Annotated in this window: 24 protein-coding genes and 1 riboswitch; of the genes, 13 read left to right on the top strand and 11 right to left on the bottom strand. The window is 68.5% G+C overall.

Features of this window, described 5'->3' with window-relative positions:
- The first annotated feature begins 513 nt into the window (after positions 1-513).
- Both ACQZ13_RS28780 and ACQZ13_RS28775 read left to right on the top strand, forming a co-directional pair.
- On the top strand, positions 514-1275 hold the full coding sequence (locus ACQZ13_RS28780) for a TSUP family transporter (protein WP_431049227.1): 762 nt from the start codon (positions 514-516) through the stop codon (positions 1273-1275).
- Between the two features lie 149 nt (positions 1276-1424).
- Complete coding sequence (locus tag ACQZ13_RS28775; RefSeq protein ID WP_088409063.1) at positions 1425-2243, top strand: HDOD domain-containing protein; 819 nt, start codon at positions 1425-1427, stop codon at positions 2241-2243.
- 19 nt (positions 2244-2262) lie between these two features.
- On the opposite strand, the gene ACQZ13_RS28770 is transcribed toward ACQZ13_RS28775, so the two are convergent.
- Positions 2263-3561, bottom strand: a complete 1299-nt coding sequence (locus ACQZ13_RS28770; RefSeq protein ID WP_431049226.1) for a diguanylate cyclase domain-containing protein — start codon at positions 3559-3561, stop codon at positions 2263-2265.
- Positions 3562-3736: 175 nt separating this feature from the next.
- Here ACQZ13_RS28770 and ACQZ13_RS28765 point away from each other — a divergent pair, with 175 nt between their 5' ends.
- Together ACQZ13_RS28765 and ACQZ13_RS28760 are read left to right on the top strand one after the other, a co-directional pair.
- The gene (locus ACQZ13_RS28765) at positions 3737-4390 is read left to right on the top strand and encodes a hypothetical protein (RefSeq protein ID WP_431049225.1); all 654 of its coding nucleotides are present in this window, start codon (positions 3737-3739) and stop codon (positions 4388-4390) included.
- Positions 4391-4440: 50 nt separating this feature from the next.
- Positions 4441-4613: riboswitch (FMN riboswitch) on the top strand.
- Positions 4614-4715: 102 nt separating this feature from the next.
- Positions 4716-5198, top strand: coding sequence for a 6,7-dimethyl-8-ribityllumazine synthase (locus tag ACQZ13_RS28760; RefSeq protein WP_431049224.1), 483 nt, complete (start codon positions 4716-4718; stop codon positions 5196-5198).
- 154 nt (positions 5199-5352) lie between these two features.
- Here the strand turns inward: ACQZ13_RS28760 and ACQZ13_RS28755 are convergent, their stop codons facing one another.
- From ACQZ13_RS28755 to ACQZ13_RS28745, 3 genes are read right to left on the bottom strand one after another with little or no spacing between them, the layout of a single operon-like run.
- Positions 5353-6294 carry a pseudouridine synthase gene (locus ACQZ13_RS28755; RefSeq protein WP_431049223.1) on the bottom strand — a complete coding sequence of 314 codons (942 nt, stop codon included), beginning with the start codon at positions 6292-6294 and terminating at the stop codon, positions 5353-5355.
- A 29-nt stretch (positions 6295-6323) separates the two neighbouring features.
- The gene (locus ACQZ13_RS28750; protein ID WP_431049222.1) at positions 6324-7346 is read right to left on the bottom strand and encodes a TIGR02285 family protein; all 1023 of its coding nucleotides are present in this window, start codon (positions 7344-7346) and stop codon (positions 6324-6326) included.
- Positions 7328-8629, bottom strand: a complete 1302-nt coding sequence (locus ACQZ13_RS28745) for a UDP-N-acetylglucosamine 1-carboxyvinyltransferase (protein WP_088409044.1) — start codon at positions 8627-8629, stop codon at positions 7328-7330. Before ACQZ13_RS28745 ends, ACQZ13_RS28750 begins: the two co-directional genes overlap by 19 nt.
- Before the next feature lie 301 nt (positions 8630-8930).
- On the opposite strand from ACQZ13_RS28745, the gene ACQZ13_RS28740 reads away from it, so the two are divergent.
- From ACQZ13_RS28740 to ACQZ13_RS28730, 3 genes are all read left to right on the top strand, one after another.
- On the top strand, positions 8931-10526 hold the full coding sequence (locus ACQZ13_RS28740) for an anti-phage dCTP deaminase (RefSeq protein ID WP_431049221.1): 1596 nt from the start codon (positions 8931-8933) through the stop codon (positions 10524-10526).
- On the top strand, positions 10523-10738 hold the full coding sequence (locus tag ACQZ13_RS28735; protein ID WP_431049220.1) for a hypothetical protein: 216 nt from the start codon (positions 10523-10525) through the stop codon (positions 10736-10738). Before ACQZ13_RS28740 ends, ACQZ13_RS28735 begins: the two co-directional genes overlap by 4 nt.
- A 109-nt stretch (positions 10739-10847) precedes the next feature.
- Positions 10848-11915: an RDD family protein gene (locus ACQZ13_RS28730; protein ID WP_431049219.1), complete on the top strand. Its 1068-nt coding sequence runs from the start codon at positions 10848-10850 to the stop codon at positions 11913-11915.
- 2 nt (positions 11916-11917) lie between these two features.
- Here ACQZ13_RS28730 and ACQZ13_RS28725 read toward each other — a convergent pair whose 3' ends face one another.
- A complete protein-coding gene (locus tag ACQZ13_RS28725; RefSeq protein WP_431049218.1) occupies positions 11918-12766 on the bottom strand; it encodes a rhodanese-related sulfurtransferase in 849 nt (282 codons plus the stop codon).
- Positions 12767-12964: 198 nt separating this feature from the next.
- Here ACQZ13_RS28725 and asd point away from each other — a divergent pair, with 198 nt between their 5' ends.
- The 4 genes from asd to ACQZ13_RS28705 all read left to right on the top strand — a co-directional run bounded on the left by asd (position 12965) and on the right by ACQZ13_RS28705 (position 17502).
- Positions 12965-13837, top strand: coding sequence for an archaetidylserine decarboxylase (gene asd / locus ACQZ13_RS28720; RefSeq protein ID WP_431049217.1), 873 nt, complete (start codon positions 12965-12967; stop codon positions 13835-13837).
- Positions 13838-13895: 58 nt separating this feature from the next.
- Positions 13896-15209 carry a tryptophan--tRNA ligase gene (locus tag ACQZ13_RS28715; RefSeq protein ID WP_431049216.1) on the top strand — a complete coding sequence of 438 codons (1314 nt, stop codon included), beginning with the start codon at positions 13896-13898 and terminating at the stop codon, positions 15207-15209.
- Between the two features lie 150 nt (positions 15210-15359).
- On the top strand, positions 15360-17066 hold the full coding sequence (locus ACQZ13_RS28710; RefSeq protein ID WP_431049215.1) for an AMP-binding protein: 1707 nt from the start codon (positions 15360-15362) through the stop codon (positions 17064-17066).
- Positions 17067-17100: 34 nt separating this feature from the next.
- The gene (locus tag ACQZ13_RS28705) at positions 17101-17502 is read left to right on the top strand and encodes a YkvA family protein (RefSeq protein ID WP_431049214.1); all 402 of its coding nucleotides are present in this window, start codon (positions 17101-17103) and stop codon (positions 17500-17502) included.
- Positions 17503-17544: 42 nt separating this feature from the next.
- On the opposite strand, the gene ACQZ13_RS28700 is transcribed toward ACQZ13_RS28705, so the two are convergent.
- Both ACQZ13_RS28700 and ACQZ13_RS28695 read right to left on the bottom strand, forming a co-directional pair.
- Positions 17545-18441, bottom strand: a complete 897-nt coding sequence (locus tag ACQZ13_RS28700) for a LysR substrate-binding domain-containing protein (protein ID WP_431049213.1) — start codon at positions 18439-18441, stop codon at positions 17545-17547.
- 465 nt (positions 18442-18906) lie between these two features.
- Positions 18907-19230 carry a DUF4148 domain-containing protein gene (locus tag ACQZ13_RS28695; RefSeq protein ID WP_431049212.1) on the bottom strand — a complete coding sequence of 108 codons (324 nt, stop codon included), beginning with the start codon at positions 19228-19230 and terminating at the stop codon, positions 18907-18909.
- 332 nt (positions 19231-19562) lie between these two features.
- Between ACQZ13_RS28695 and ACQZ13_RS28690 the strand changes: the two genes are divergently transcribed.
- Together ACQZ13_RS28690 and ACQZ13_RS28685 are read left to right on the top strand one after the other, a co-directional pair.
- Positions 19563-20267: a LysE family translocator gene (locus tag ACQZ13_RS28690; RefSeq protein ID WP_431049211.1), complete on the top strand. Its 705-nt coding sequence runs from the start codon at positions 19563-19565 to the stop codon at positions 20265-20267.
- 79 nt (positions 20268-20346) lie between these two features.
- Positions 20347-21690, top strand: a complete 1344-nt coding sequence (locus tag ACQZ13_RS28685) for an MFS family transporter (RefSeq protein WP_431049210.1) — start codon at positions 20347-20349, stop codon at positions 21688-21690.
- A gap of 6 nt (positions 21691-21696) precedes the next feature.
- On the opposite strand, the gene ACQZ13_RS28680 is transcribed toward ACQZ13_RS28685, so the two are convergent.
- The 4 genes from ACQZ13_RS28680 to ACQZ13_RS28665 all read right to left on the bottom strand — a co-directional run bounded on the left by ACQZ13_RS28680 (position 21697) and on the right by ACQZ13_RS28665 (position 26317).
- On the bottom strand, positions 21697-23340 hold the full coding sequence (locus tag ACQZ13_RS28680) for a SulP family inorganic anion transporter (protein ID WP_088409054.1): 1644 nt from the start codon (positions 23338-23340) through the stop codon (positions 21697-21699).
- 173 nt (positions 23341-23513) lie between these two features.
- Complete coding sequence (locus tag ACQZ13_RS28675) at positions 23514-24308, bottom strand: hypothetical protein (protein ID WP_431049209.1); 795 nt, start codon at positions 24306-24308, stop codon at positions 23514-23516.
- Between the two features lie 158 nt (positions 24309-24466).
- Positions 24467-25609, bottom strand: coding sequence for an HD-GYP domain-containing protein (locus tag ACQZ13_RS28670; RefSeq protein ID WP_431049208.1), 1143 nt, complete (start codon positions 25607-25609; stop codon positions 24467-24469).
- 252 nt (positions 25610-25861) lie between these two features.
- Positions 25862-26317, bottom strand: coding sequence for a Cd(II)/Pb(II)-responsive transcriptional regulator (locus ACQZ13_RS28665; RefSeq protein ID WP_431049207.1), 456 nt, complete (start codon positions 26315-26317; stop codon positions 25862-25864).
- Positions 26318-26345: the final 28 nt, after the last annotated feature.

The raw sequence follows: 26345 nt of genomic DNA, 5'->3' as shown, positions 1-26345 counted from the left end.
GAATTTGCGCGTCGACGCCGTGACATGAGGCGCCCGCGCCGCGTGTCCGCTGCGGGGGGCCAACCTCCCCCGTGTTTCAGGGGAATGACACCTTCACACCACACCGGGCGAACCACGCCCAAATGGCAAGAACAGTGCACCGTGCGATGTGCGCAAATCGTTTTCGATGGGGCCATTTCACGCAAGTGAGCGCCGGCCAACCGTTCCATCTTGGTGCATGCGCCGGGTGAAAACCCCAAGTGCGTGCATGGGGGTGCGGTCCTAGCATCCACCCCACTCGACGCGACACCCGTCCCGCGCCGGCGACAAGCCGGCACCAATGGGGGTTGCCTACGGGGGCTGAGGAGACAAACAGATCAAACCAACACCAACGAATAACAGTGACACTGTCACAATTCGCGGGCACCTGAATCAGGTGCCCGTTTTGTTTTGGTGGCCAGGTTTTGCGCGCGTCCAGCGATCGTTCTCGGCCCGTCTTCGCGGCCCCGGGGCCGCTCTTGCGAGTCGTTGCAGATGATCGAGTTGTTGACCGCGGCCGTGGCGTCGCTGATGGCCGGATTTGTCGATGCCGTCGTGGGCGGCGGCGGGCTGATCCTGGTGCCCGCGCTGTTCAGCCTCTATCCGGGTGCCGCGCCGGCCACCCTCTTCGGCACCAACAAGGGCGCCTCCATCTGGGGGACGGCCTGGGCCACCCACCAATATGCCAAGCGCGTGACGCTGCCGTGGCTGGCGCTCATGCCGGCGGCCGCCGCGGCGCTGGTCGGCAGCTTCGCCGGCGCCTGGGCCGTCACACAGGTGGACCCGAGCGGCCTGCGCAAGGCGCTGCCGGTCATCCTGCTGGGCGTGCTGCTGTACACGCTGGCGAAGAAGGACCTTGGCCGCCACCACGCGCCGCGCCACGAGGCGGCGACGCAGACGCTGATCGCCAGCATCATCGGCCTGACCATCGGTTTCTATGACGGCTTCTTCGGGCCGGGCACGGGCAGCTTCTTCGTCTTCCTGTTCGTGCGGCTGCTGGGCTTCGACTTCCTGCATGCGTCCGCGACCGCCAAGCTGATGAACACGGCGACCAACTTCGCCGCGCTGGTGCTGTTCGCCTGCAAGGGCCACGTCTGGTGGCACGTCGCGGCGGTCATGGCCGTCGCCAACGTCGTCGGCAGCCTGGTCGGCACGCGCCTGGCCCTGGCCAAGGGCGCGGGCTTCGTGCGCGGCATGTTCGTCGTCGTGGTGTCGCTGCTCATCCTCAAGACCGGCTACGACGCCTTCCTGCGCTGACCTGCCGGGTTGACCTCCCAGGCGTCGCGTGCCGCCCCGCGGGCACGCCAGACGCCCTCAGAACAACACACCCCTCGCTTTCCGCCAAAGGCGGGATGTCGACGGCCCATCGCCCGGGCTACCATCTGTCCAAACAACCGCTGACCACCATGCCTGTCGATCCTCAACTCCGCGCGCTGGATATCGAGATCCCCACCCAGCCGGACGTGCTGGTCAAGCTCTCGCTGCTGATGGCCGACGAGGACATCGACCTGCAGGCCGTCTCGGGCCTGGTGGAGACCGACATGGCGCTCGCCGCCGCGGTGCTCAAGGCGGTGAACTCCTCGCTGTACGGCCTGCGCGGCCGGGTGCAGACGGTGCACCAGGCGCTGACCTACCTCGGCATGCGCGAGGTCGCCGCGATCACCTTCGAGATGGGCCTGCGCGCCGCCTTCCCGCCGGCTGTCGAACTGGAACCGGTCTGGACCCGCGCCGCCAAGCGCGGCCTGCTGATGGGCCGCATGGGCCAGATGCTGGGCGTCGACCCGTGGGCGGCGCATTCGGCGGGCCTGTTCGAGGAATGCGGCAAGGCGGTGCTCTACCGCCATGCACCGGGACACTACCCGGCGATGCTGCGCGCCACCAGCAGCGACAAGGAACTGGTCCAGCTGGAGCACACCGCTTTCGGCGTCAGCCACGACGCGCTGGGCGCGGCGCTGTGCGAGAGCTGGGGGCTGGCGCCCGCCGCGGTCGCCAGCGTGCGCTATCACGTGCAGCTGCAGCATGACCTGGTGATGCCCGAGGCGATGCAGCGCCGCGGCGTCGGTGCAATCTCGCTGGTCGCGTGGACGCTGATGAACAAGCCGGAAGCGCTGGACGAGACAGTGATGGAGATCGCGCCCCAGGCGCAGCTCGACGAGACGCTGATGCTGCGCGCCGCGCGCCGCGTCGAAGAGCAGCTCCAGCAGGCCGAATCCCGCGGCCGCTGAGTCCCGACCTCACGTCCCCTCACGATGCGAGGCAGAGCCGGTCGCGTCCCATGTGCTTGGCGAGGTAGAGCGCCTCGTCCGCCGCCTGCAGCAGCGCTTGCGGGCTCAGATAGGGGTGACCCGGCTGCGAAGCCGCCAGGCCCGCGCTGATCGTCACGATGCCGTCGTCCGAGGTGCCGCCCGGCAGGGCTCCATGCGGCACGGCGAGCGCGCGCCAGCTCTCGCGCAGCGTTTCGAGCAGACCTTGCGCCGAGTCGATGTCGAGCCCGGGCAGCAGCACCGCGAACTCTTCGCCGCCCAGACGGGCGACGAGGTCGGTGTCGCGCTGGAAATGCTCGGCGAGCAGCCGAGCGAGTCGCCGCAGCACTTCATCGCCGGCGCCGCGGCCGTGGTGCTCGTTGAACGGCTTGAGGTGGTCGACGTCGAGGATCGCCAGCGCCAGCCGTCCCTGATCGCGCTGGGCGCGTTTGAACTCCCGCCGCAGCGCGGCATCGAACTCACGCCGATTCGCGATGCCAGTCAACGCGTCGTGGCGTTCCATCGACGCGAGCTCGCGCCGTTTCGCCTCCAGGGAACGCTCCGCCTGCTGCAGCGCGCGATGCTGGCGGGCGATCTCTTCCCGCAACTCGCGCCCCCTCGACTGCTCGCGATGCAGTTCGTCGCCGAGCGAAGTCCGGACATGGTCCAGCGCCTGCTCCAGCTGCAGCAGTTCTCGCGGGCGCGGTTCGCCGGGTTCGAGCCAGGTCAGCGACTGCGGCGGTAACGTGGGATCGAAGCGGCTGGCCTGCTCGGACAGATGGCTCAACTGGCGCAGCAGCCAGCGGTCCAGCATGAGCGCAGCGATCAGGCCGAGCGCCGTCGCCAGGCACAGATGAATCAGGGCGGAGCGCAGCAGCGGATCGCGTCGCAGCGTGTCGCCGACGGTCGAGGCCGAGGCCTGCAATCGCAGTTCGCCGCTGCCGGCGAGCGAGAACTCGGCGCTGTGGCCGGCTTCCCCGTCGTCATCGGACAGCGCGCGGAACTGCTCGCCGTTGTGCGTGCGCAGCTCGACGCGGCGCAGGTTGTGGCGGGTGAGGATGTGATGCAGCAGGCCGTTCAACGCTTCGGGCCGCTCCAGTCGCTGCTGGAAGCTGTAGGCCAGCGGTCCCGCGTAGAGGAGCGGGATGGCGCTCAACTCGGCGTCGGCCTCGGCGGCGCGGCGCTGCGTGGTCTCGCGCAGCTGCCAGCCGCTGGACAACGCGACCAGCAGCAGTCCGAGCACGAACAGCGCCAGCAGGGGGCGGGCGCCCACCGAAAGGCGGATGGCTTTCTGGATCATGCGTGGATGCCGAGCTTGCGACGGAAGTCGCGCTATACACCGTCAAGTCATCGTCGGGCCATTGTGCCGAGCCGTGTTCGCTGGTTTCCCCGGGGAAACTCCAAGGAGGGACGGGTCTCAGAATGGCCCCCCACCAAACAAGGGGAGGCAAGGGAAGGCGATGAGACGAACAGCGGTGGCCGCGTGGCTCCTGTCCGCGGCCGGCGCGGTCTGCGCGGATCCGGGTTACTACCTCGTGCGTCCGTACAGCGAGTCCGGCCAGACGACGCTCGACCTGCGCTACTGGCATGTGGATCCGCCGGACGAGGCGCCGACGCTGTGGCCCGAGATCGGCCTGCGCTACGGTGTGAACTCGCGATGGAGCACCGAACTGCTGCTGAGCTGGATCGGTCCGACGCTGCACGAGCAGACCTTGAGTTCGATCAACTGGGTCAACCAGATCCTGTTCACGCAGGGCGACACGCCCTACGACCTGGGTCTGCATCTGCAGGTCATCCGCAACCGCGGGCAGGGCAACGCGATGGAGGTCGGGCCGATCTTCCAGACCGAATGGGGGATGACGCAGCTCAACCTGAATGTCTTCTTCACCCATTCCGACGGGGCGCGTCGCCAGAACCTGACGAAGCTCCAGTGGCAGGCCCTGCATCGATGGCAGCCGGGATGGCGCCTCGGCGTCCAGGGCTTCGCGGAGCCGAAGTCGTGGCGCGCCGGACCCGTCGTCCGGTTCGACCTCGGCGGGCACGCGGAACTGACGGCGGCCTACCTCTGGGGGAACACCTACCGGAGCCGTGGGGACATGCTGAGCGCCGCCCTCCAGGTCGGGTTCTGAAACCTAGAATCCGCCCGCCCCGTTCACCTTCATTCCGAAGGTGCGCGAGGCAGCGTTCTCAGGGCGGGGTGAAAGTCCCCACCGGCGGTATCCGCGGCGCGGTCGACAGACCGACGACCGCGGGAGCCCGCGAGCGCCCGGCACCGCCCTTGTGGCGCCGGGGTCAGCAGACCTGGTGAGAGGCCAGGGCCGACGGTCACAGTCCGGATGAAAGAGATCGCGTCCATCGTCGGCCTCGCGGGCCGGCGCAAGCGTTCGCGCCTGCGCCGCCGGGCGGCCGCGTTGTGCGTGCGCCCTGATTCATCGTTCCAACCGAAGGGTTCACATGAATCAGACCAACCTCCACTCTCCCTCCTCCGCCGCTCCCCGCGTGGCCATCGTGTCCGCGAGCTGGCATGCCGACCTGGTCGGCCGATGTCGCGAGGCCGCCATCCGGGAACTCGAAGCCGGCGGGCCCGTCCGTATCGACACCTTCGAGGTCCCCGGTGCGTTCGAGATCCCGCTCCATGCGATGAAGCTCGCGCGCAGCGGGCAGTTCGATGCGGTGCTCGCCTGCGCGCTCGTCGTCGACGGTGGGATCTACCGCCACGACTTCGTGGCGCACGCGGTGATCGACGGCCTCATGCGGGTGCAGCTCGATACCGGCGTGCCGGTGTTCTCGGCGGTGCTCACACCGCTGGCATTCCACGAGCACGCGACGCATCACGGGTTCTTCCATGAGCACCTGGTGACCAAGGGCACCGAGCTGGCCAGCGCCTGCCGGGCGACGCTCGCGGCCTTGCGGAAGCTGGATGCGCTGAGCGCCTGAGCGCCTGAGCGCCTGAGCGCCTGAGCGCGCGGGCGAGCGTCTGAGTGAGGGCGCTCTTCATGCCATCGCCAGGCGCGGCCCTGCACAGGATAGGAGGCCTCGCGTCCGCGAACCTCCCACCCTGTTCCGGGCCCAGTCTCAGTCGTGGCGCGCGCTACAAGCGCGTGGCCGCGGCGGCCAGCCGGAGCGAGGTCACGAGCCTCCGCGGCTGGCCGGTCACCGGATCGGTGAAGGCAATCTCGCGCGCGAGCAGCTGCAGCGGGCACGTGAAGTCCACGGTGTTCTCCACAGGATGCAGCACCGGATAGATGCGGTCACCCTCGATGGGCAGACCCAGCGCGCACAGCTGCGCCCGCAGCTGATGCTTCACGCCGCTGTGCGGACGCAGCTCGTAGCGGGCGCGATCAGCGCCCAGACGCTCGATCAGCGCGATGCGCGTGCGCGCATTCGGCACGGCCGTCCCGTCGTCGACGGTGCGCATCTGCATGAAGTCCACGGGGTGCTCTTCCAACCGGCTCTCATAGTCCAGCGGCAGTCGAGCGCCGACGTCGTCGCGCCACGGCGCGATGGCCTCGTAGACCTTCTCGACATCGCGATCGCGGAAGAGCCGTTGGTACGCATCCCGCGTGGCGGGTTGCACCGAGAACAAGGTCAACCCCGCCGTCTCGCGGTCGAGCCGGTGCACCGGACTCAGCTCGGCCAGACCGGTCTCCCGGCGCAGCCGCGTGAGCAGCGTCTGCTGCACGTAGCGACCCTTGGGCGTGACCGGCAGGAAGTGCGGCTTGTCGGCGACCAGCAGGTGATCGTCGAGGTGCAGGATGCGGGCCTCGAAGGGGACTTGCGGTTCATCGTCCAGCCAGCGCCAGTAGTAGAGCCGACGCTGAGCGCGATAGGGCGCATCGGGAGACAGCGTCGCGCCGGTGTCGTCGAGCACGTCGCCGCGCGCCATGCGAGACGCCCAGTCTTCGCGCGCGACCAGCGGCAGCCGCTCCGCGAGGAAGTCCAGCACCAGCGTCCATGCGCCCGGCGGGCAGGCAAGCGCGCTGGCGGCGACACCGTCGCGCAGCGGCAGGGCGAGTTTCGGCGGACGGGCCATGTCGGGTCGGAGTCAGCGCAATGCGCCGTTCACTCGATCTGCGCCGGACCCCGCGCGCGTTCATCGAGGAAACGGTTCAGCCTTTGCAGGTCGTCGGCATCGATCGGCGCGCCGTTGCGCCAGCCCTTGATCCACGCCTCGCGCTGCGGATCGGCGGCGAGCTGCCGCACGGCATGGTCCATCGCCTCGATCGCACGACGGCCTTCCGGCGTGCGGCTGCAGCCGGCGGTGGCCATCAGCGTGCTGCGACCTTCGGCCAGCGGGAGCTTCGCGAGCTCGGGCGCGCCGGGATGCGCGGCGTTGTACTCGTCCACGGTGACCGGGTACTCGAGCGTGTAGTCCATGCGCTTGGCGCGGAGCATCGGCAGCAGCTGGGCGCCGCGGCCGGCGACGATGGAACGCGGCGCGCGCTCCGGATTGGCGGCGAGCAGCTTGTCGATGCGCGGCCCGTAGCTGCGGTCGCGCGGCAGCAGGCCGGTGAGGTCGTTGCGCCGCAGCAGGTCGGCGAGCTGCAGGGGCTGGCCGTTGGCCTCGAAGCGCGCGAGATCGTCGCGCCGCACGATCACGTGGATCTGCCTCGACATCATCGCGGGGTGCAGCGAGGTGAAGTAGAGCCACTGCAGCCGCTCGGGCGTGCGCACGTGCAGCACGGAGCACAGCGTTTCGCCCTGTCGCACCTGGGCTTCGAAGCGGGGCAGGCTGAGTTCGACGAACTCGTGCCGGAACTGCGGCATGCGCTCGATGAGCAGGCGCAGGAAGCCGTCGATCTCGCCCTGGCCGAGGTCCTCCACGCGCTGCGGCGCCTTGCCGTCCCGATAGACGAAATGGGGAGGCATGTCCTGCACCATCCAGCGCACGAGCGGCGGAGAGGGCGGGGGCGATGGTTGCGCCGCGACAGGCGTGACGGCCCCGATTGCGCCGAGGGCGCCGAGCGCGATGGCGATCCCTGCCGTGAGCCTCGGGACGGACAAGGCCAGACGGCCCGCGGCGGCGCGGAGGCGGCGGCGGGCGGACGTCGGATGACGGTCGGAGGTCAGTCGCCCTCGACCCATTCCACCTTGGCGCCGAGGCGGGTGATGTTCTCGGCGAACTGCGGATGGGCGCGGCGGACCGGCGTCGCGTTGCGGATCACGGACTTGCCGGGGATGCTGGCCGCAACCATGAGCAGCGCGATGGCGACGCGGATGATGTAGGGGCTCTCGACCTCGGCGGGGCTGAGCGTCTTGCCGCCGAAGGTGACCATGCGGTGCGGATCGGACAGGAAGGCGTGGGCGCCGAACTTGGACAGTTCGGTGGTCCAGCCCATGGCGCCGTCGTAGACCTTGTTCCAGAACATCACGCTGCCTTCGGCCTTGACGCCGAGCGCGACGAAGATGGGCAGCAGGTCGACGGGCAGGTAGGGCCACGGCGCCGCTTCGACCTTCTGCAGGATGTTGCGGGTGAAGGGTTCCTTGACCTTGAGCTTGCCGTCGACGACGGAGCGGGACCAGCCGTCCTCGTGGATGATCTGGACGCCGAACTTGGCGAAGGTGCGGTCGATCAGCGGGAACTGCTCGGGCTGGGAGTTCTTGACCCGGACGTCGCCGCCGGTGATGGCGCCGAGCGCGAGGAAGGTGACGATCTCGTGGAAGTCTTCGGCGAAGGTGAATTCGCCGCCGCCCAGGGCCGCGACGCCGTGGATGGTCAGGCGCGAGGTGCCCAGGCCTTCGAGCTTGGCGCCGAGCATCTGCATGAACTGGCAGAACTCCTGCACATGCGGCTCGCTGGCGGCGTTCATCAGCGTCGAGGTGCCGTGGGCGAGCGCGGCGCAGAGCACGAAGTTCTCGGTCGTGGTGACGGAGGCGTAGTCGGTCCAGTGGTCGTTGGCGCGCAGCTGGCCTTCGACCTTGACGACCAGGCCGTCGGCGGCGCGGTCGACGTTGGCGCCGAAGCGCTGGAAGACCTCGACGTGGGGATCGATCTCGCGCGCGCCCAGGGTGCAGCCCTTGACGTCGTCCTCGATGCGGGCGGCACCGAAGCGCGCCATCAGGCCGGGGACCAGCATGATGGAGGAGCGCATCTCTTCCGGCAGGTGGTCCTTGGCGGGGTCGAAGTGGGTGTCCAGGTGGTGCAGGTCCAGCACGCCGCTCTTGAAGTCCACGGACACGCTGCTGCCGAGCTTGCGGAAGACCTCGAGGATCTTCTTGACGTCGGTGATCTCGGGCACGCCGTGCAGCCGGACCGGCTCGCGCGTGAGCAGGGTGGCGCAGAGGATGGGCAGGACGGCGTTCTTGTTGGCCGAGGGAACGATGCGGCCCTTCAGGGGCGAGCCGCCGTGGACGATGAGGTTGGACATGGCCTGGCGCGGGGCGCGCGGGTGGAATTCGGTGGACGAGCGCGAATTATCGGGGTTCGCGGGATGGCCCGGCGCTCGAACGGGACATGGGATTGCATCTTGCAACGTCGCCCCGCCGCGCGCCAGCGAGCTTGTGTTCCGGCGACGGAGGAAATCCTCCGGACCGATGGAGTCGGGGACGGACGACTTGAATGAGTCTGTGACATCGCGAATCCAAGGAGGGATCGCTCGCATGACTCCCATCTTGGGCAGGTGTCAGACGCAGAACAGATGCCTAGAGTCGATGCTTTTGGAGGTGCACATGCAGCACGGGACAGAAGCAGCGAATGATGATTCCCCGATCGCGGACCGGGCGACCCCAAAGGACCTGCAGGTGGGCCTGCCGGAGTTGTTCTTCGGATTCGTAGGACCGACGGGGGTCGATCTGAACCTCATCTGCGAGACCTTGGCAAGCCAACTGAACCTGGCGGGATACGAGACGCGGGTCGTGTCGTTGGGTGACTTGATCGACCCCTTCATGGGTCTGGCGAATCGCACTGGCAATGAGTTCGAGCGCTTGGACGCGCTCATTACCAAGGGCACGAAGTTGCGACGCGCCACCGGCAATGCGGACATTGTGGCGCGACTGGGTCTGGCGCACATCCGGGTCCTTCGCGAGCAGGTCACGGGAAGCATGGACGTCCGCGCGAGTCATGGCCTGGCCTATCTCGTGAAGTCGTTCTGTCGCCCCGAGGAAGTCGCGCTCTTCCGAGAAGTCTACGGTCAGGCCTTCCTGCTCGTTTCTGCCTATGCGCCCAGGGAAAGTCGACGTCGCAATCTCGCCTTGAGGTTTGCTGGTCTTCAGCAAGGAAGCGCCGGGCCTGAGGAACTCGCGATCCGTCTCATGGCCCGAGACCATGCTGAAGACACGCCGTTGGGACAGAAGGTGGGCGACGTGTTTCCGCTGGCGGACTACTTTGTGTTGGCGGGCCGCCGTGCAGCGCTGAGGGCGAACTTGAAGCGACTGGTCCAGCTGGTCTTTGCCGAGCCCTTCGTCTCGCCCACACGCGACGAGCAAGGCATGTTCTTCGCACATGCTGCTGCGCTCCGCTCGCAAGACTTGTCCCGACAAGTCGGCGCCGCCATCACCTCTGCAGAAGGAGACATCGTCGCGACGGGATGCAATGAGGTACCGAAGTCGGGTGGCGGTCTGTATTGGGCGGAGGATGACATCGTGGTGCGGGACGCGGAACTCGGGCATGACGCGAACGTCGGCGCAAAGACTGAGTTGGTGACCGATACGCTCTCCCGGATGAAGGATCGCGGTTGGTTGGCACCGCATCTGACGGACCAGACACCGCAGGCATTGGCGCGGGCCGCGCTCCTCGGGCGGGATCCCTTCCTGCGTCGATCCCGAGTGTTCGACGTCATCGAGTACGGACGCGCCGTACACGCGGAAATGGCGGCCATCACGCAGGCGGCCAAGGATGGCCGTTCCCTGAAAGGAACGCGCCTGTACTGCACGACCTTTCCCTGCCATCTCTGCGCCCGGCACATCCTTGCAAGCGGCATTGCGGACGTGCTCTTCATCGAGCCCTATGAAAAGAGTCGCACGGATCAACTCCACGCGGACGCCATCAGCGTGGAGCCCGAGGAGCCGTCTCGGGTCCGCACCAACTTCCGAGCCTTTGTGGGCGTTGCGCCTCGGCGTTACATGGAGTTCTTCTCCATAGGCGCAGCACCCCGCAAGACCGACGACGGGCAAGTCACGCGACGCGCGATCCGAGGCTGGGGCCCGCGATTCCGGGCGACTTCCATGGACTACATCACCGAGGAGCAGCGACTCATCCGCGAGCTTCCCGATGCCGGGCCCGACAGTGGACCCGGAGCCCCCTTGCACACCACGAAAGCGGCATGATCATGACGTTCGACAGCAACGATTACCCATTCCTCCGGGCAATCCAGGAAGCCAAACGAGAGGTCGACAGCTGGCCGGAATGGAAGCAGCGCTCTGTGCGCATGAGGATCTGGGCTCCTGGCGTGCCCAGCACCGTCTATCTCATCGACGATCGCATCTATCGGGACATCCCCCTCTGGTACCGCGAGGAGCAGCAACGCGGCGAGAGCTAGGGAAGTCATGGGCGTCGGAGGGCGAACGTCCTCGCGAGAATGCGCAGCCATGATCCCGCCCGTCGACCCGTCCACCTCCGCAACCGTCCCCTCGGTGCCGGAGGCGTCCGTGCCTGCGCCTTCCCCGGCATCGCCTGCATCCCCTGTATCCGCTGCTTCTTCGGTCGCTTCGGCGGCTTCGCCGGTCCGCCGGCTGCTCGCAAAGCGGCGCGCCTCGGCGGAGTCGCCCGAAGACCCGCGCGACTGGATCACCCCCGAGGACCTCAACGTCGCGCCGGCGCTGCTCGGCCTGCCGCTGGCCTCGCCCTGGCAGCGCGCGAAGGCGATGGCCGTCGACGTGACCCTGGTGACGGCGCTGTCGAACTTCGGCAATACGCCGCTGCTGGGCGGCTGCTGCTGGGTCGCGTGGCGCTGGTACAAGCTGCAGCGCGCCTCGCGTGGCGAGGTGCAGAAGGAATCCGGCTGGCTCGGATGGGCGCCAGCGCTCTGCCTGGTTGCGTTCGGGCTCTACACGAGCACGATGGAACACATCGACGAGCCGACCAGACAGGCCCGCCGCGAGGCCGTCGCCGCGGCCGCCGTGGACAAGGGCGACCGCCGCGACGAGGACACCGACACGGGCGCCGATGAGGACGTCAAAGACCTCGTGAAGCACGCGATCACGACCGCGACGGCCGCCGCGTCGGCTGCTTCCGGAGTGACTGCCGGGCAGTTCGAACAGGACGTGATCCGGCAGGTCGAGAAGGACGGCGAACTCCAGCGCAAGGCCGATCGCATCCGCATCAAGGCGCTGCAGGAAGAAGTCCGCACCCTCAAGGACGAGGCCAAGCGCTCGCCGCTCGAGAAGCTCCGCCATTGGTGGGAAGTCGTGGGCCTGAACCTCGTCTGGGCCTTTGCCTATTTCGTGGCCTTCCCGTTGATCTGGCCGGGCCAGACGCCGGGCAAGAAGCTGATGGGCCTGCGCATCGTCGAGCTGACCGGCAAGCCGCTCAAGCCGATGCTGTGCGTGCGCCGCTACGGCGGCTACGCGGCCGGCGCGACGACAGGCGGCATGGGATTCCTGCAGATCCTGTGGGACGCCAACCGCCAGGGCCTGCACGACAAGGCCGCGCACACGGCGGTCATCGACACGCGCAATCCGCGCCGTCTGCGCCTGCGCGAAGACCTGACCGGCTGAGCTCAGCCCTTGGGGTCGAGCCGCTTCGCCCGCGCAAGGCGCCAGGCCTCGGCGGGATCGTCGCCGTAGACCTCTTCGGCGGTCGTCGTCGTCTCGCGGCGATGCGTGTCGATCGCGATGCGCTTGTCGAAGACGAAGCACTCGCCGCGCCAATCCGCGTCGGCGTCGGGCATCTGCTCGAAGTAGTTGAGGATGCCGCCGTCGAGCTGCCGCACGGTCAGCCCGCGATCGCTCATCCAGCCGGACAGCTTCTCGCAGCGGATGCCGCCGGTGCAGTACATCGCGACCGTCTTGCCTTCGCGCTGCCAGGCCTCGGCATGGGCGTCGATGTAGGCCGGGAAGTCGCGGAAGTGCCGCACGCCAGGATCGATCGCGCCGTCGAAATGGCCGAGCTCGAACTCGAAGTGGTTGCGGTTGTCGAGCACGACGACGTCGTCGCGCTTGATCAGCTCGCGCCACTCGCGCGGCGAGACATGCGTGTCGCGCGAGTCGGCCAGCCCCGTCACGCCGTCCAGGCCGAAGGCCACCAGCTCCGGCTTCTCATGCACCTTCAGCAGCGTGAACGGGCGCGTGGTGCAGAAGCTGCGCTTGAAGTGCAGATCGGCGAAGGGCGGCTCGGCGCGCAGCGCGGCCTCGTAGGCATCGAGATCCTGAGGCAGACCGCCGATCGCGCCGGTGATGCCCTCGGGAGCGAGGAGCAGGTTGCCGCCGATGGCGCGTCCCAGCGATTCGTTGACGTCCCGCAGCCGCTGCGCGAGCGCCGAAGTGTCGTCCAGCCGGACGAACTTGTAGAACGAGCTGTGCTCGTGCGCTTGCGCTTGCTGCTCGTGAGGTGACGCGGGGGAGGACATCGGAGGGAGCACTGAAGACGGACGCCGTAAGGCAACAGGGGAAGCACGCGGGAGAACGCGGCAGAACCCCGGAGGACGCGATGGTACCGAGGTCCTTCAGCAGCCCGGGAGCGGCCCGGGAGCAACCCGGGTGCGGGACTCGTACTTGCCCGCCTAGAATCCGCCACTCTTTTTTCGCCCCTGCGGGGGCCCACCGCCGTGTCCGATCGCCTCGCCGTCCTGCCCCAATACCTGATGCCCAAAGGGGCCATGACGCGGCTGGCCGGTCGTTTGGCGGGCGCTGAACTGGGCGGCTTCACGACCTGGACGATCAAGCGCTTCATCGCCAAGTACGGCGTGAACATGGCCGAGGCGGCCGAGTCCGACCCGACCGCCTATGCGACCTTCAACGACTTCTTCACGCGGGCGCTGAAGCCCGGTGTGCGTCCGCTGGCCCAGGCGCCGCTGATCTGCCCGGTCGACGGCGCGATCAGCCAGTTCGGGCCGATCCGCGCGGACCAGATCTTCCAGGCCAAGGGCCACCAGTACTCGACGACCGCGCTGGTCGGCGGCGATCAGCAACTGGGCGCGCAGTTCCGCGACGGCAACTTCGCGACGATCTACCTGAGCCCGCGCGACTACCACCGCATCCACATGCCCTGCGCCGGCAGACTCGTGCGCATGGTGCATGTGCCTGGCGACCTGTTCTCGGTGAACCCGACGACCGCGCGCGGCGTGCCGGGCCTGTTCGCGCGCAACGAGCGCGTGGTCTGCGTCTTCGAGGGCGAGCACGGCCCGTGGGTCCTCGTGCTGGTGGGGGCGACCATCGTCGGCTCGATGGCGACCGCCTGGCACGGCGTCGTCAATCCGCCGCGGCCGGGCCGGCTGCGCACCTGGCACTACGAGAACGAACACTTCGCCTACAAGCAGGGCGAGGAGATGGGCCGCTTCCTGCTCGGCTCCACCGTCGTGCTGCTGTTCCCGAAGGACCTGCCGATGCAGTTCGACGCGCACTGGCAGCCCGGCGGCGCGGTGCGCCTCGGCCAGGCGATGGCCACGCTGGGATCGAGCGGCCTGCCTCCGTCCCTCTGACGGGGGCCCGCCTTTGCGGGACAATCGCCGTTTTGCGAAACGACGGCGACGAGTTCCCATGACCCTGCGTGTCCTGACCGGCATCACGACCACCGGTACCCTGCACCTCGGCAACTATGTCGGCGCGGTGCGCCGCGCCATCGCGGCCAGCCGCGAGCCGGGCGCCGAGAGCTTCTTCTTCATGGCCGACTACCACGCGCTGATCAAGTGCGACGAGCCGGCCCGGATCGAGGCCTCGCGCCTGCAGATCGCCGCCACCTGGCTGGCCGCCGGCCTGGACACGAGCCGGGTCGTCTTCTACCGTCAGAGCGACATCCCCGAGATCCCCGAGCTGACCTGGCTGCTGACCTGCGTCACGTCCAAGGGGCAGATGAACCGCGCGCATGCCTACAAGGCCTCGGTCGACGCCAACGTCGCCGCGGGCGAGGACCCGGACGCCGGCATCACGATGGGCCTGTACAGCTATCCGATCCTGATGGCCGCGGACATCCTGATGTTCAACGCGCATCGCGTGCCGGTGGGCAAGGACCAGGTCCAGCACATCGAGATGGCGCGCGACGTCGCGCAGCGCTTCAACCACACCTTCAAGACCGAACTCTTCACGCTGCCCGACGCCAGCGTGGACGAGGAGATGGAGCTGCTGCCCGGCCTGGACGGTCGCAAGATGTCCAAGAGCTACGACAACTCGATCCCCCTGTTCGAAGGCGGTGAGAAGGCCTTGCGCGAGGCGATCTCGAAGATCGTCACCGACTCGCGTCTGCCGGGCGAACCCAAGGAGACCGAGGGCTCGCACCTGGTCCAGATCTACGACGCGTTCGCCACGCCCGCGCAGCGCCAGGCCTTCCGCGAGGCGCTGCACGGCGGCCTTGGCTGGGGCGCGGCGAAGGACCAGCTGTTCGCGCTGATCAACGCGGAGATCGGCCCGATGCGCGCGAAGTACGAGGCGCTGATGGCCAATCCGGAGAAGATCGAAGAGATCCTCATGGAGGGCGCCGCCAAGGCCCGCGCGATCGCAGGACCCCTGCTGGCGCAGGCGCGCGAGGCCGTCGGCCTGCGTCGCTTCAAGGCCCTGGCCGCGCCGGTCGCGCAGGCCGCGAAGGTGAAGTCGACGGCGCCGACGTTCAAGCAGTACCGCGAGACCGACGGGCTCTTCTACTTCAAGCTGCTCGCGGCCGACGGCACGCTGCTGCTGCAGAGCACCGGCCTGTCGCAAGGCAAGGAAGCCGGCCAGTGGGTGGCGAAGCTCAAGCGCGAAGGCGCCGCAGCGCTGGGCGACGCGCCGGTGTCCAGGGAGACCGGCGACGACGTGCTGCTGCCGGCGCTGGAAGCGCTGGTGGCCGCCGAACTGGAAGCGGCGGCGGCGAAGGGCTGAACCTCCGGGGTTTCGAAAGGAAACCCTGGTTTAGGGTGCCAAGTCGATCACATTCATCGAAGAAACCCGCTCGTTCGCCGACGTAAGGCGTCGTAGTCTCCTGTGTTGATTCCGTCACGAGTCAAACAACACAACAAAGGAGACCCCACGATGTCCACGACGACCCGCCTGCCTGCCGATTCCCTGGCGCTCCAACGCCTCTACGCCTGGGAGTCCGACACGCCGGATCGGGTCACGCTGCGCCAGCCGATGGGCAAGGGCGTCGTCAAGGACTTCACCTGGAAAGAGGTCGCCGACCAGGCGCGCCGCATGGCCGCGCACCTGAAGACGCTGGGCCTCGAACAAGGCTGGGAACCCGGCGCCCGCGTCGCCATCCTCTCCAAGAACTGCGCCTGGTGGCTGATGAGCGACCTCGCGATCTGGATGGCCGGCTACGTGAGCGTGCCGCTGTACCCGACGCTCGCCCCGGACACCATCCACCAGATCCTCAGCCACAGCGAGTCCAAGCTCCTGTTCGTCGGGAAGCTGGACGGCTGGGAAGGCATGCGCCCGGGCGTGCCGCTCGGCATGCCGTGCATCTCCTATCCGGTCTCGCCCGACGACGTCCAGGACACCTACGACCACTGGGACGCGATCTGCGCCGAGACGCAGCCGATCAAGGGCAAGCCGATCCGCGCCGCCGACGAGCTGTCCACCATCATCTATACCTCCGGCACGACGGGCGCCCCCAAGGGGGTGATGCATTCGTTCGGCAACTTCGCGTGGGCGATCAGCACCGGTCTCAAGCGCATCCCGCTCAGCGAGTCGGATCGCATGCTGTCCTACCTGCCGCTGGCCCACGTGGTCGAGCGCGCGCTGGTCGAGCACGGCTGGCTCCACACCGGCATGACGGTGTACTTCGCCGAAAGCCTGGACACCTTCGCCGCCGACCTGCAACGCGCCCGCCCGACGGTGTTCTTCTCCGTCCCGCGTCTGTGGACCAAGTTCCAGCAGGGCGTGCAGGCCAAGCTGCCTCAGCGCAAGCTCGACCTGCTGTTCAAGCTGCCCCTCATCGGCAACCTGGTGCGCAAGAAGATCCTGAAGGCGCTGGGCCTGAACGAATGCAAGTTCGCCGCCGGCGGCGCGGCGCCGATGCCGGTCGCGCTGCTGAAGTGGTACCGCACGCTGGGCCTGCCGATCAACGAGGGTTACGGCATGACCGAGAACCTCGCGCTGTCGCACATCACCGTGCCGGGCCGCGACCAGATCGGCAGCGTCGGTCCCGCCTACGACGGCGTGCAGACGCGGCTGGATCCGATCACCGGCGAGCTGCAGATGAAGAGCCAGGCGCTGATGCTCGGCTACTACAAGCAGCCCGAGCTGACCGCGGAGACGCTGACCGCCGACGGCTGGCTGAAGACCGGCGACAAGGCGGAGATCTCCGACAAGGGCGCGCTCTCGGGCTGCGTGCGCATCACCGGCCGGGTGAAGGACCTGTTCAAGACGAGCAAGGGCAAGTACGTGTCGCCGGCGCCGATCGAGGACCGTCTGGCGACGAACCCGGCCATCGAGGCCTGCGCGGTCACCGGCGCGAACTTCGCGCAGCCGGTGGGCATCGCGATGCTGTCGCCCGAGGCCGCCGCGCGCGATCGCGCCGGGCTGGAGAAGGAACTCGCCGAGCATCTGGAGAAGGTCAATGCGCGGCTCGATCCTCATGAGCAGCTCGATTGCCTGATCGTCACGCCCACGCCGTGGACCGTCGACAACGGCCTGATCACACCGACCTTCAAGGTGCGCCGCAACCGGGTCGACGAGGTCTACGGTCCGCGTCTGGAAAAGTGGATCGCCCAGCGCCGGAAAGTCATCTGGGCGGACTGACACGCCGGACCGGCTGCTGACGCATGATGAGGGGATGAAACGCGGATCCCTCAAGCGCTGGGCCGCCCTGCTCAAGGGCGAGCTGCTCACCGTCTTCTACGCGGCACGCGATCCGGAAGCGCCCTGGCTGGCGCGCTTCGTGGCGATCGCGGTCGCCGCCTACGCGCTGAGCCCGATCGACCTGATCCCGGACTTCATCCCGGTGCTCGGGCTGCTGGACGACCTCATCCTCGTGCCCCTGGGCTTCTGGCTGGTGCTGCGGCTGATGCCGCCGCAGGTGATCGCACGGGCCCGCCTCCGCGCCGCCGAGCAACGCGGCCGGCTGCCCCGCAACCTCAAGGTTGGCGCGGCCATCGTCGTGCTGTGGGTGCTGCTGATGGTGCTGCTGGTCGTGTGGCTCGTGGGCCGCGGCGGCACGCCGGCAGGCGGCGTCTGATCCGACGCTTCGACCCGCGCCCGGTGCGCGCCCGGTCCGCGCTCAATCCGGACCGAGGCCCTTCTTCGCCAGCGTCTCGGCCACCCACTCGATGAACACGCGCATGCGCGCCGACACGTAGCGGTTGGGCGAATAGACCAGGTGCACCGGCACCGCGTTGTGGTGCCACTCGGGGAAGAGCGGCACCAGCTCCCCGCTGTCGAGGTGCTCCTGGACCGCGTACTTCGCCAGCTGCACGATGCCCAGGCCGGCGAGCCCGGCCGCGACATAGGCGTTGCTGTCGTTGACGTCGAGCCGGCGGCGGCCTTCGACCTCGATGCGCTCGTCGCCGCGGTGGAAGACGAACGGGAACACACGCCCGGTGCGCGAGGAGAAGTAGCCCACGGCCTGATGCGGCTCCAGGTCGAGTTCCTGCGGCGTGGTCGGCGTGCCGTGCTTCGCCAGGTAGGCCGGCGAGGCGCAGGTGCAGAACTGGATCTGTCCGACGCGGCGCGCGACGAGGCCGGCGTCCTGCACCGGGCCGACGCGCAGCACGAAGTCGACGTTGTCCACCAGCAGGTCGATCGCGCGGTCGCTGACGCCCAGCGCGATCTGGATGTCGGGATAGCGTTCGTGGAAGTCGCCCAGCGCGGGGATCAGCACCCGCGAGCCGGTCAGCGTGGTCACGTCCACGCGCAGCCGGCCGCGCGGTTTGCTCTGGTCGTGGAGCATCCCCTGGTCGATGGCTTCGAGCTCGCTCAGGAGCGCCATGGTCCGCTCGTAGTACGCGGCGCCGTCCTGCGTGACGGTCACCTTGCGGGTGGTGCGCGTCAGCAGCTGGACCCGCAGGCGCGCTTCCAGCGCCTGCACCAGCCGCGTCAGGCTGGCCTTGGGAAGATCCATCGAGTCGGCCGCCTTGGTGAAGCTGCCGGTTTCCACCACCCGGGCGAATGCCCGCATTTGCACGATCCGGTCCATCCGATGCCCTTGATCAGGCGGCCCGGAAGGGGGACTGCTGGAGGGCCGCGGCGCGATTCTCCGGGATTCCGCACGGTCGTGCGCGTTCCGCGCCGGATTCCCGGTTCATGCGCCGGGACAGGGCGCTGCGGGCGAATACCGGATGAGTATGTCCGCCGACCTGTTCTTGAATATCGGATGAATATCTAACGGCTTCCGGCGTTGCGATACTTAATTTCGGCTTAAGCAAAAGAAAACCCCCTCGGCGAGTAGTGGCTCATCGAGGGGGTATAGGCGGTCGGTGACGGACAGGAGGGTGGAGTGCGGAGAACCGCCACCGACCAGGGCCGGAGCCCTTGACCTAGAAAATGCTCTCTACCAATCTATTGTTCGAGTTCTCTCTCAGGGGGTTCTTGCAGGCGGGTATCAAGGATCCTGCGGACAGGATCCGGGGACTGGATCGGGAGATCAGCGGCCGGCGACCGACGTGGCCGGGGCGCTGCCGCCGAACTTCTTGACCAGGGTCGCGTAGTACGGCGAGCTGCGCAGCTGGGCGTACTTGGCTTGCGCGGCTTCGCGGCGGGCGTTGTCGTAGCCGTAGGTTTCCGACTGTTCGACGGCGGCCAGGCCGGACTCGCGGTAGATCTCCAGGTCGGCCAGCACTTCGGCGCGGCTCACGGCGCTGGGGGTGTTGACGGGCTGGGTGTGCGGGTTGTCGTTGGCCATCGCGCTGCCGGCCACCAGGGCGGCGGAGGCGAAGAGGACGGAAGCCAGGATGTTCTTGGAGGTCATGATGTTTCCTTTCAGATTCGGTCCCAGGGCTACAGCGAAGGGGCACGGGGTGGATGATTCGGCCCGTCGATTGCGCCAGGGATTCATTTCGGTGTCGTTTGAAATCTGTCGGTTGCCCGGAGGTTTCAAGTCGTCGCCTGGTGGAGATTCCTGGAAGCGGTTTCGATGTGTCGATGGGATGAAGTGTGAACGATAAGGGTTGACCCTTAAATCCATTCCTCCGCAACACTCCGTTGAAAAGATCGGAACAATCGTTGCGCGCATATCGCGCGCGGCGCGCCGGGGGCGGGCATGATGGCGGCCTTTCGAGAGACTTTCGGGAGACGTCTTCGATGCTCGGCACCCACGACCTCGGCCTCTTCATCGCCTCCGGCCTGCTGCTCAACATGACGCCGGGACCGGACTCGCTGCTGATCATGGCGCGCAGCGCCACGCAGGGCTTCCGCGCCGGCTCGGCTGCGGCGCTGGGCATAGGCGCCGGCACCTGCGTCCACATCCTGGCCGCGGCGCTGGGGCTGTCGGCGTTGCTGTCTGCGTCGACGGCGGCGTTCACCGTGGTGAAGCTGCTGGGCGCGGCCTACCTGGTCTACCTGGGGATCGGGATGCTGTTCAAGCGCCGCGCCGTCGAAGACGGTGCAGCCAACCGCGCGGATGGCCGCGCCGGTGATCTGGTGGAGGACGGGGGCCGGGAGGCTGTCCCGACCGCGCCGCCCGCGGCCCCGCTGCGCAAGATCTTCGCGCAGGGCTTCCTGACCAACGTGCTGAACCCCAAGGTCGGGCTGTTCTTCCTGGCCTTCGTCCCGCAGTTCATCTCGGCCGACGCGCCTAGCAAGGCGGCGGCGTTCCTGTTCCTCGGCGCCGTCTTCAACGTGAACGGGATGCTGTGGTGCCACCTGCTCGCCTGGTCGAGCGCCGTGGCGGGCGCTCGTGCACGTGGGCAGGGGTGGGCGCGCACGCTCGGGCGATGGCTCAATCGCGGCATCGGCGCGCTGTTCCTCGCCTTCGGCGTGCGGCTGGCGATGGCGGAAATGGCTTAAGCGCTCATGCGGTGCGCGTGGCGTTCGGTTTGTCCGAACCACGCCTGCGGGTTTTCCATCGCGGGAGTAGGCTTGGTCCATGACTGCCAAGACCCCACCCCTTTCCGGCGGCGCCACGCCGGCGTCCGGTGTTCCCGGGCACTACACCGCGCATGAGAAGCGGGACCGCATCTTCGCCATCGTCGGCGCGTCGTCCGGCAATCTGGTCGAGTGGTTCGACTTCTACGTCTACGCGTTCACCTCGATCTACTTCGCGCACGCGTTCTTCCCGAAGGGCGATCCGACGGTCCAGCTCCTGAACACGGCGGGCGTGTTCGCCGCGGGCTTCCTGATGCGTCCGATCGGCGGCTGGCTGTTCGGCCGGATCGCCGACCGCAAGGGCCGCAAGACGGCCATGATGATCTCGGTGCTGATGATGTGCGGCGGCTCGCTGGCCATCGCCTGCATGCCGACCTACGAGACCATCGGCGTGCTCGCACCGGCGCTGCTGCTGGCGGCGCGGCTGTTCCAGGGCCTGTCCGTCGGCGGCGAATACGGCACCAGCGCCACCTACATGAGCGAGGTCGCGCTGCGAGGCCAGCGCGGCTTCTATGCGTCGTTCCAGTACGTGACGCTGATCGGCGGGCAACTGCTGGCGGTGCTGGTGGTGGCGATCCTGGAGCAGACGCTGAGCGATGCGCAGATGCATGACTGGGGCTGGCGCATTCCGTTTGCAGCGGGCGCGGCGACGGCGGTGATCGCGTTCTACCTGCGCCGCTCGCTGGCCGAGACCGCGAAAGCGGAGCAGCTGGATCGCAAGGAATCGGGTTCGATGCGCGAGCTGTTCAGCAAGCACATGCGCTCGTTCCTGATCGTGCTGGGCTTCACCGCGGGCGGTTCACTGGCCTTCTACACCTACACGACCTACATGCAGAAGTACCTGGTGCTGAGCGTGGGCATGGACAAGAAGGTGGCGAGCACGGTGATGACGGCGGCGCTGTTCGTCTACATGTGCATGCAGCCGCTGTTCGGCGCGCTGTCGGACCGCATCGGGCGGCGCACCTCGATGCTGTGGTTCGGCCTCCTGGGGGCGGTCTGCACCTGGCCGATCCTCTCGGCGCTCAAGGGCGTGCAGAGCCCCTACGCGGCCTTCGGCCTGATCATCCTGGCGATGGCGATCGTGTCGCTGTACACCTCGATCGGCGGGCTGATCAAGGCGGAGATGTTCCCGCCGGAGATCCGCGCGCTGGGCGTGGGCCTGTCGTATGCGATCGGCAACGCGATCTTCGGCGGCTCGGCCGAGTTCGTCGCGCTGAGCCTCAAGTCCGCGAACGTCGAGAGCGCGTTCTACCTGTACGTCTCGGTGATGTGCTTCTTCGCCTTCCTCGTCTGCTTCCTGATCCCCGACCTGCGCAAGCACGGGCATCTGAACGAGGTGCATTGAGCGGCGTCAGCCCGGGTCGCTCATCCCCAGGTGATGCGACAGGTACATCTTCCCGCGGAACCACGACTCCCAGCCGCTGGCCTTGAGGCGGTCGAGCACCGGTCCCTTGACCTCGCTGAGGTCCAGGCGCCGGCCCTGGCGCTCCAGCGTCTCGTGCAGTTCCTTCAGCGCGCTGAGGCCGCTGAAGTCGATGCTGTTGACCGGCGACATCTGCAGCAGTACGCGCCGCGTGGTCGGGTGCGTGTCGAGGTGGGCCTGGACCACGTCGGCCAGGCTGCGGCCGTTGAGGAAGAGCAGGCTCTCGTCGATGCGCAGGCCGAGGACCTCCGGATCAAGCTCGACGTGGTGGCGCTCGACGTTGCGGTAGTGCTCGGTGCCCGGGATGCGGCCGATCAGCGCGACGTGCGGCCGGGCGCTGCGCTGCAGCAGCAGCGCGATGGCGCTCGCGACGCCCAGGCCCAGCGCCGCGGTGATGCCCACGAAGATCACCAGCAGCGTCACCGCCGTCATGAGCAGCGCCTCGGCGCGGTCGTAGCGCCAGGCGTCGGCATAAGGGCCGAACTTCAGGCCGGACAGCACCGCGACCATGATGCTGGCCGCCAGCACCGGCTTGGGCACCCAGGCCAGCAGCGGCGACAGCGTCAGCAGGACCAGGCCCATCATCGCGGCGACGAAGACGCCGGTCATGCGGGTGCGGCTCCCCGCGTCGCTCATCAGCACGCTGCGCGAGAAGCTCGCTGCGGCGGGCATGCCGCCGGAAATCGCCGCCGCCAGATTGGCGACGGACAGACCCATCAGTTCGCGTCGCGCGTCGACGCGTTGACCGACGCGACGCGCGAGCGATTCCGCCACCGCCAGGCTCGACACGTAGCCGAGCAACCCGATCAGCGCGGCGCCGGGCAGCATCGCCGTCCACAGCTCGGCGTCGAGCCGCGGCAACGTGAAGACGAGCGCCAGCGGCGGCAGTTCCCCGACGCGCGGCAAGCCCAGCGGATCCCATCCCCAGGCGACACCGATGCCGATGAGCAGCACCGCCAGCGGCGCGATACGCGAGACGAAGCCCTTGGGCAGCCGTCGCACGACGACGAGCGCGAGCAGCGACACCACGCCGAACAGCGCCGCGACGCCGCGCCAGTCGAAGCCGTGCGCCGACATCGATCGCCACAGGTCCGGCAGCGTGCCGCCGGTGGCCGTCGACCCGATCAGCACGGGCAACTGACTCGCGGCGATGGCGATCGTCGCGCCCGACTCGAAGCCATGCAGGACCGGCACCGACAGCAGCGCGGCCAGCGCATGCAGCCGCAGCAGCGCCGCCGCGCCGAGGAACAGACCGACCTCCGCGGACAGCACCAGCGCGGCTTCGCTCGGGCTGACGCCGGCGGGCGCCAGCTGCAGCGTCTGCATGATCATCAGCGCCAGCACGGCCACCGGGCCGATGTTGAGGAAGGGGCTGGAGCCCAGCGCCGCGTAGAACAGGGGCGGCAGCAGGCTGGCGTAGAGGCCCACCTGCGGCGGCAGACCCGCGAGCATCGCGTAGGCCAGGCTCTGGGGAATCAGGAGGACGCTGACCACCACGGCGGCGACGAGATCGTCGCGCAAGGCATCGCGCAGATAGGGCCGGATGGCGGCGAGGGAGGGCAGCGTCGGCATGGGGGGAGGCCGCAGGAGCAGCGCGCGGCAGTATAGGCGGCGCCTCCCCCGTCTCCTCTCCTCGGCCGTGCGCGTCCGGGCGCGTGCCGGCCATGCCTCGCGCCGCCCTCCTTCGCCTGCCCCACCCTCTGCCCCCCCCTTCATCGGCCCCCAGAGAAGGAACTCGGAGGCGCTCAGAGGATCAGCGACCCCGAGGGGTGCTCCGGCGGCACGCGCGGCAGCGGGGGCGTCCTCGGCTCCAGCAGATCGATCGAGAGCTTCAGCGTCAGCTCCTCGCCCCGCGCGAGCGGCTGCAGGCGCGGCGAGTCCGGCGTCATGAGCTGGACCTGCACCGAGGCCCGCGTCGCGTGGCGCTCGAAGCTCAAGGTATCGAGCGGCCGTTCGCCGCGCAGCAGCACGATGCGTCCGCCGGCGCCGCTCAGCGACGCGATGCCGCACCAGGGATCGCGGCGCTCCACGTGGTCGCGGCCGGACAGCTTCACGACGTCGATCGTTTCGTCCAGCCACGCGGCGTCGGCGAAGTCGTCGGGGAAGTGCAGCAGCCATCCCAGGCGTGCCGGCATGGGCATGCGGCTCAGGTTGTGCACCGAGAGGCTCCAGTCGAGCCGGTGCTCGTCCAGCCGCAGCGTCTGGCTCGCCTGGAAGCCCCAGGCGCCCGGCGACGGGCTGCTCGCATGCAGCATCAGCGTGATCGCATCGGGCGACTGGTGCGTGATGCGCCAGGGGGCGTCGAAGGCGCCGAGGTCCGGCACCAGGTGCGCCATGTCCTCGGAGACCTGGGACGGCGGCATCAGTCTCACGGCGCCGCCGCCCACGAGCTTGGTCCGCTCGATCAGCAGCGGACGCAACCACGGCTCGCGACCGCCAGGCCCGCTCTCCCCCAGCCAGCGCAGGCGCCCGCCGCGATCCGGCGCCACCGCCGCGCGCCAGCGCCCCGATTTCAGTTCGACCACTTGACCCACATGCATCCCCCATGTCCGAAAGCGGCGGAGTCTGCGCGCCGCGAACGGGGGTCGGGCTTACCGAAAGAGAGGTGGATCCTCGCCAGTCTGATGCATCGAGGTGGATCGCCCGCAAGGCTTTGCGGAGGGCCCTCCGGCCGGGCGCCCGGCGCCCTCGTTCCGACCTAGGCGCTGGCGATCAGCGACGCGATGCGTTCGTCGGACAGGCGGATCGGCGACGCGTGCGCGGGCAGTAGCGCGATCACCGCGTGGTCCTCGCGGCTGCTGTCGCGCAGCACCGGCGTGTGGCGCGGCTCGCCGTTGGCGTTGGTCAAGGCCGACACCATCGGACGGTGCGCCTTGTCGCCGTTGCGCACGACCAGACCGACCTCGCCGCTGGCCAGCCGCACCAGGCTCCCGGGCGGGAAGATGCCGAAGGACTTGATCAGCGCGGCGGCCAACGGGCTCTGCGCCGCCATCTGGTGGAGCTCGCGCCCCGCCTGCGCCGCGCTCATCGCCGGCCGGTTGGCCCGGCTGCTCAGGCGCGCGGTGTAGACGTCGGCGTAGCGCAGCATCTCGGCCAGTTCGCCGACGTCGCTGAGGCCGTGCGGATAGCCGCGTCCGTCGGGCGTCTCGTGGTGCTGCAGCACCGCTTCCAGCCAGTCCGGATCGTCGATGCCGGCGGCGCTCAGCATCTCGACGCTGCGGATCGGGTGTTCGTTGATGGCCTCGCGCTGCATCGCCGTCAGCGGCGAGACCTGGCTGGACAGGCGCGCCTGCAGGTCCAGCATGCCCAGGTTCATCGTCAGCGCGGCCTGGAAGGCGCGACGCTGGTCGTCCGGGCCCCAGCCCAGATAACGGGCCGCCGCATGGCACGCGGTGGCCGCATGCAAGGAATGCGTAACGCCGTAGTGGCCGCTGGTGGATTCAGGCTGTCGGACCACCTGGGAGAGGGCGACCTCCGGCGAGCTGTCGATCAACGTCAGCATCAGCGAGGTGGCGCCGTCCAGCGCGGTCGCCATGCGATCCGGCGAAGCCGACAACGCGTTGCGCACGTCCTGCTGGCCGCGGTCCCATTCCTCGGGGAGCCGCTCGCGGAGGTAGGCGGCGGAGCGCGCCGGTCCGGGGGCCGCCTGGCGCGCCGATTCGGCCAGCTCGTTCGCGTCGACCAGGGCGCCGCGACGCATCAGCGCGTTGAGCTGCGCCTCGTCGGCGATCACCTGCCCGCGTGCGAGCAGCAGCGTCCGGTCGGAGTCGCGCACACTGAAGGCGAGCGGCTGACCGAGGACGATGCGGTTCTTGACCGATGACAGTGAACAGACACGCATGAAGGACGTGATGAGCGACTTGAAGAGCGGCGTGGCGAGTGACCTGGAGCCGGCCGCGTCACATGTCTTGAATTTGTAACGCGGGCGGCCCGCACTCTACATCGTCCGTTCTAGGCGCGGACTGAACTGTCGGAGCGTCCCCTGTTCCCGCCCGGCAGGCTGATGCGCCCACTTCGTCACGGAAATACGGGCGCCCTTGGCCCCGATCAGGTGAGCGCCCGCTCCCGCCGGGGCGGTTGCCGGATCAAGGCGTCACGCGCCGCGCGCGGTCGGCGCCGCGCCTTCCGGATGGCAGGCGCAAGCCTCGCCGTGCGCCGCGGACACGAGTTCCTCGAGGATGCCGCAGGCGTGGTGGTCGTGGTCCGCGTCGCAGCGCTTCTGCAGCGCGACCAGTTGCGCCTCCAGCGCCCGCATGCTCTGCAGCCGGGCGCGGACCTTGCCGAGTTGCGACGCCACCAGCACGTCGACCTTCACGAGCTCCTCCGGGTCGCGGGTCTCCAGGCTGTTGAGCAGCAGCGTGACGTCCGCCAGCGACATGTCCAGCGCGCGGCAGTGCCGGATGAAAGCCAGCCGCTCCAGGTGGGCATGCGCGTAGTCGCGGTAGCCGTTGTCGCTCCGCGCGGGCGGAGGCAGCAGGCCGCTCTTCTCATAGAAGCGGATGGTTTCGATGTCCACGCCGGTGGACTTGCTCAGTTCGCCGATTCGCATGGCGATCAGGATAGCCGCTTGACCTTGG

Source organism: Roseateles sp. L2-2, assembly GCF_050613215.1.
GTDB lineage: Bacteria > Pseudomonadota > Gammaproteobacteria > Burkholderiales > Burkholderiaceae_C > Roseateles > Roseateles noduli.
This window is presented reverse-complemented; position numbering and strand designations above follow the sequence as displayed.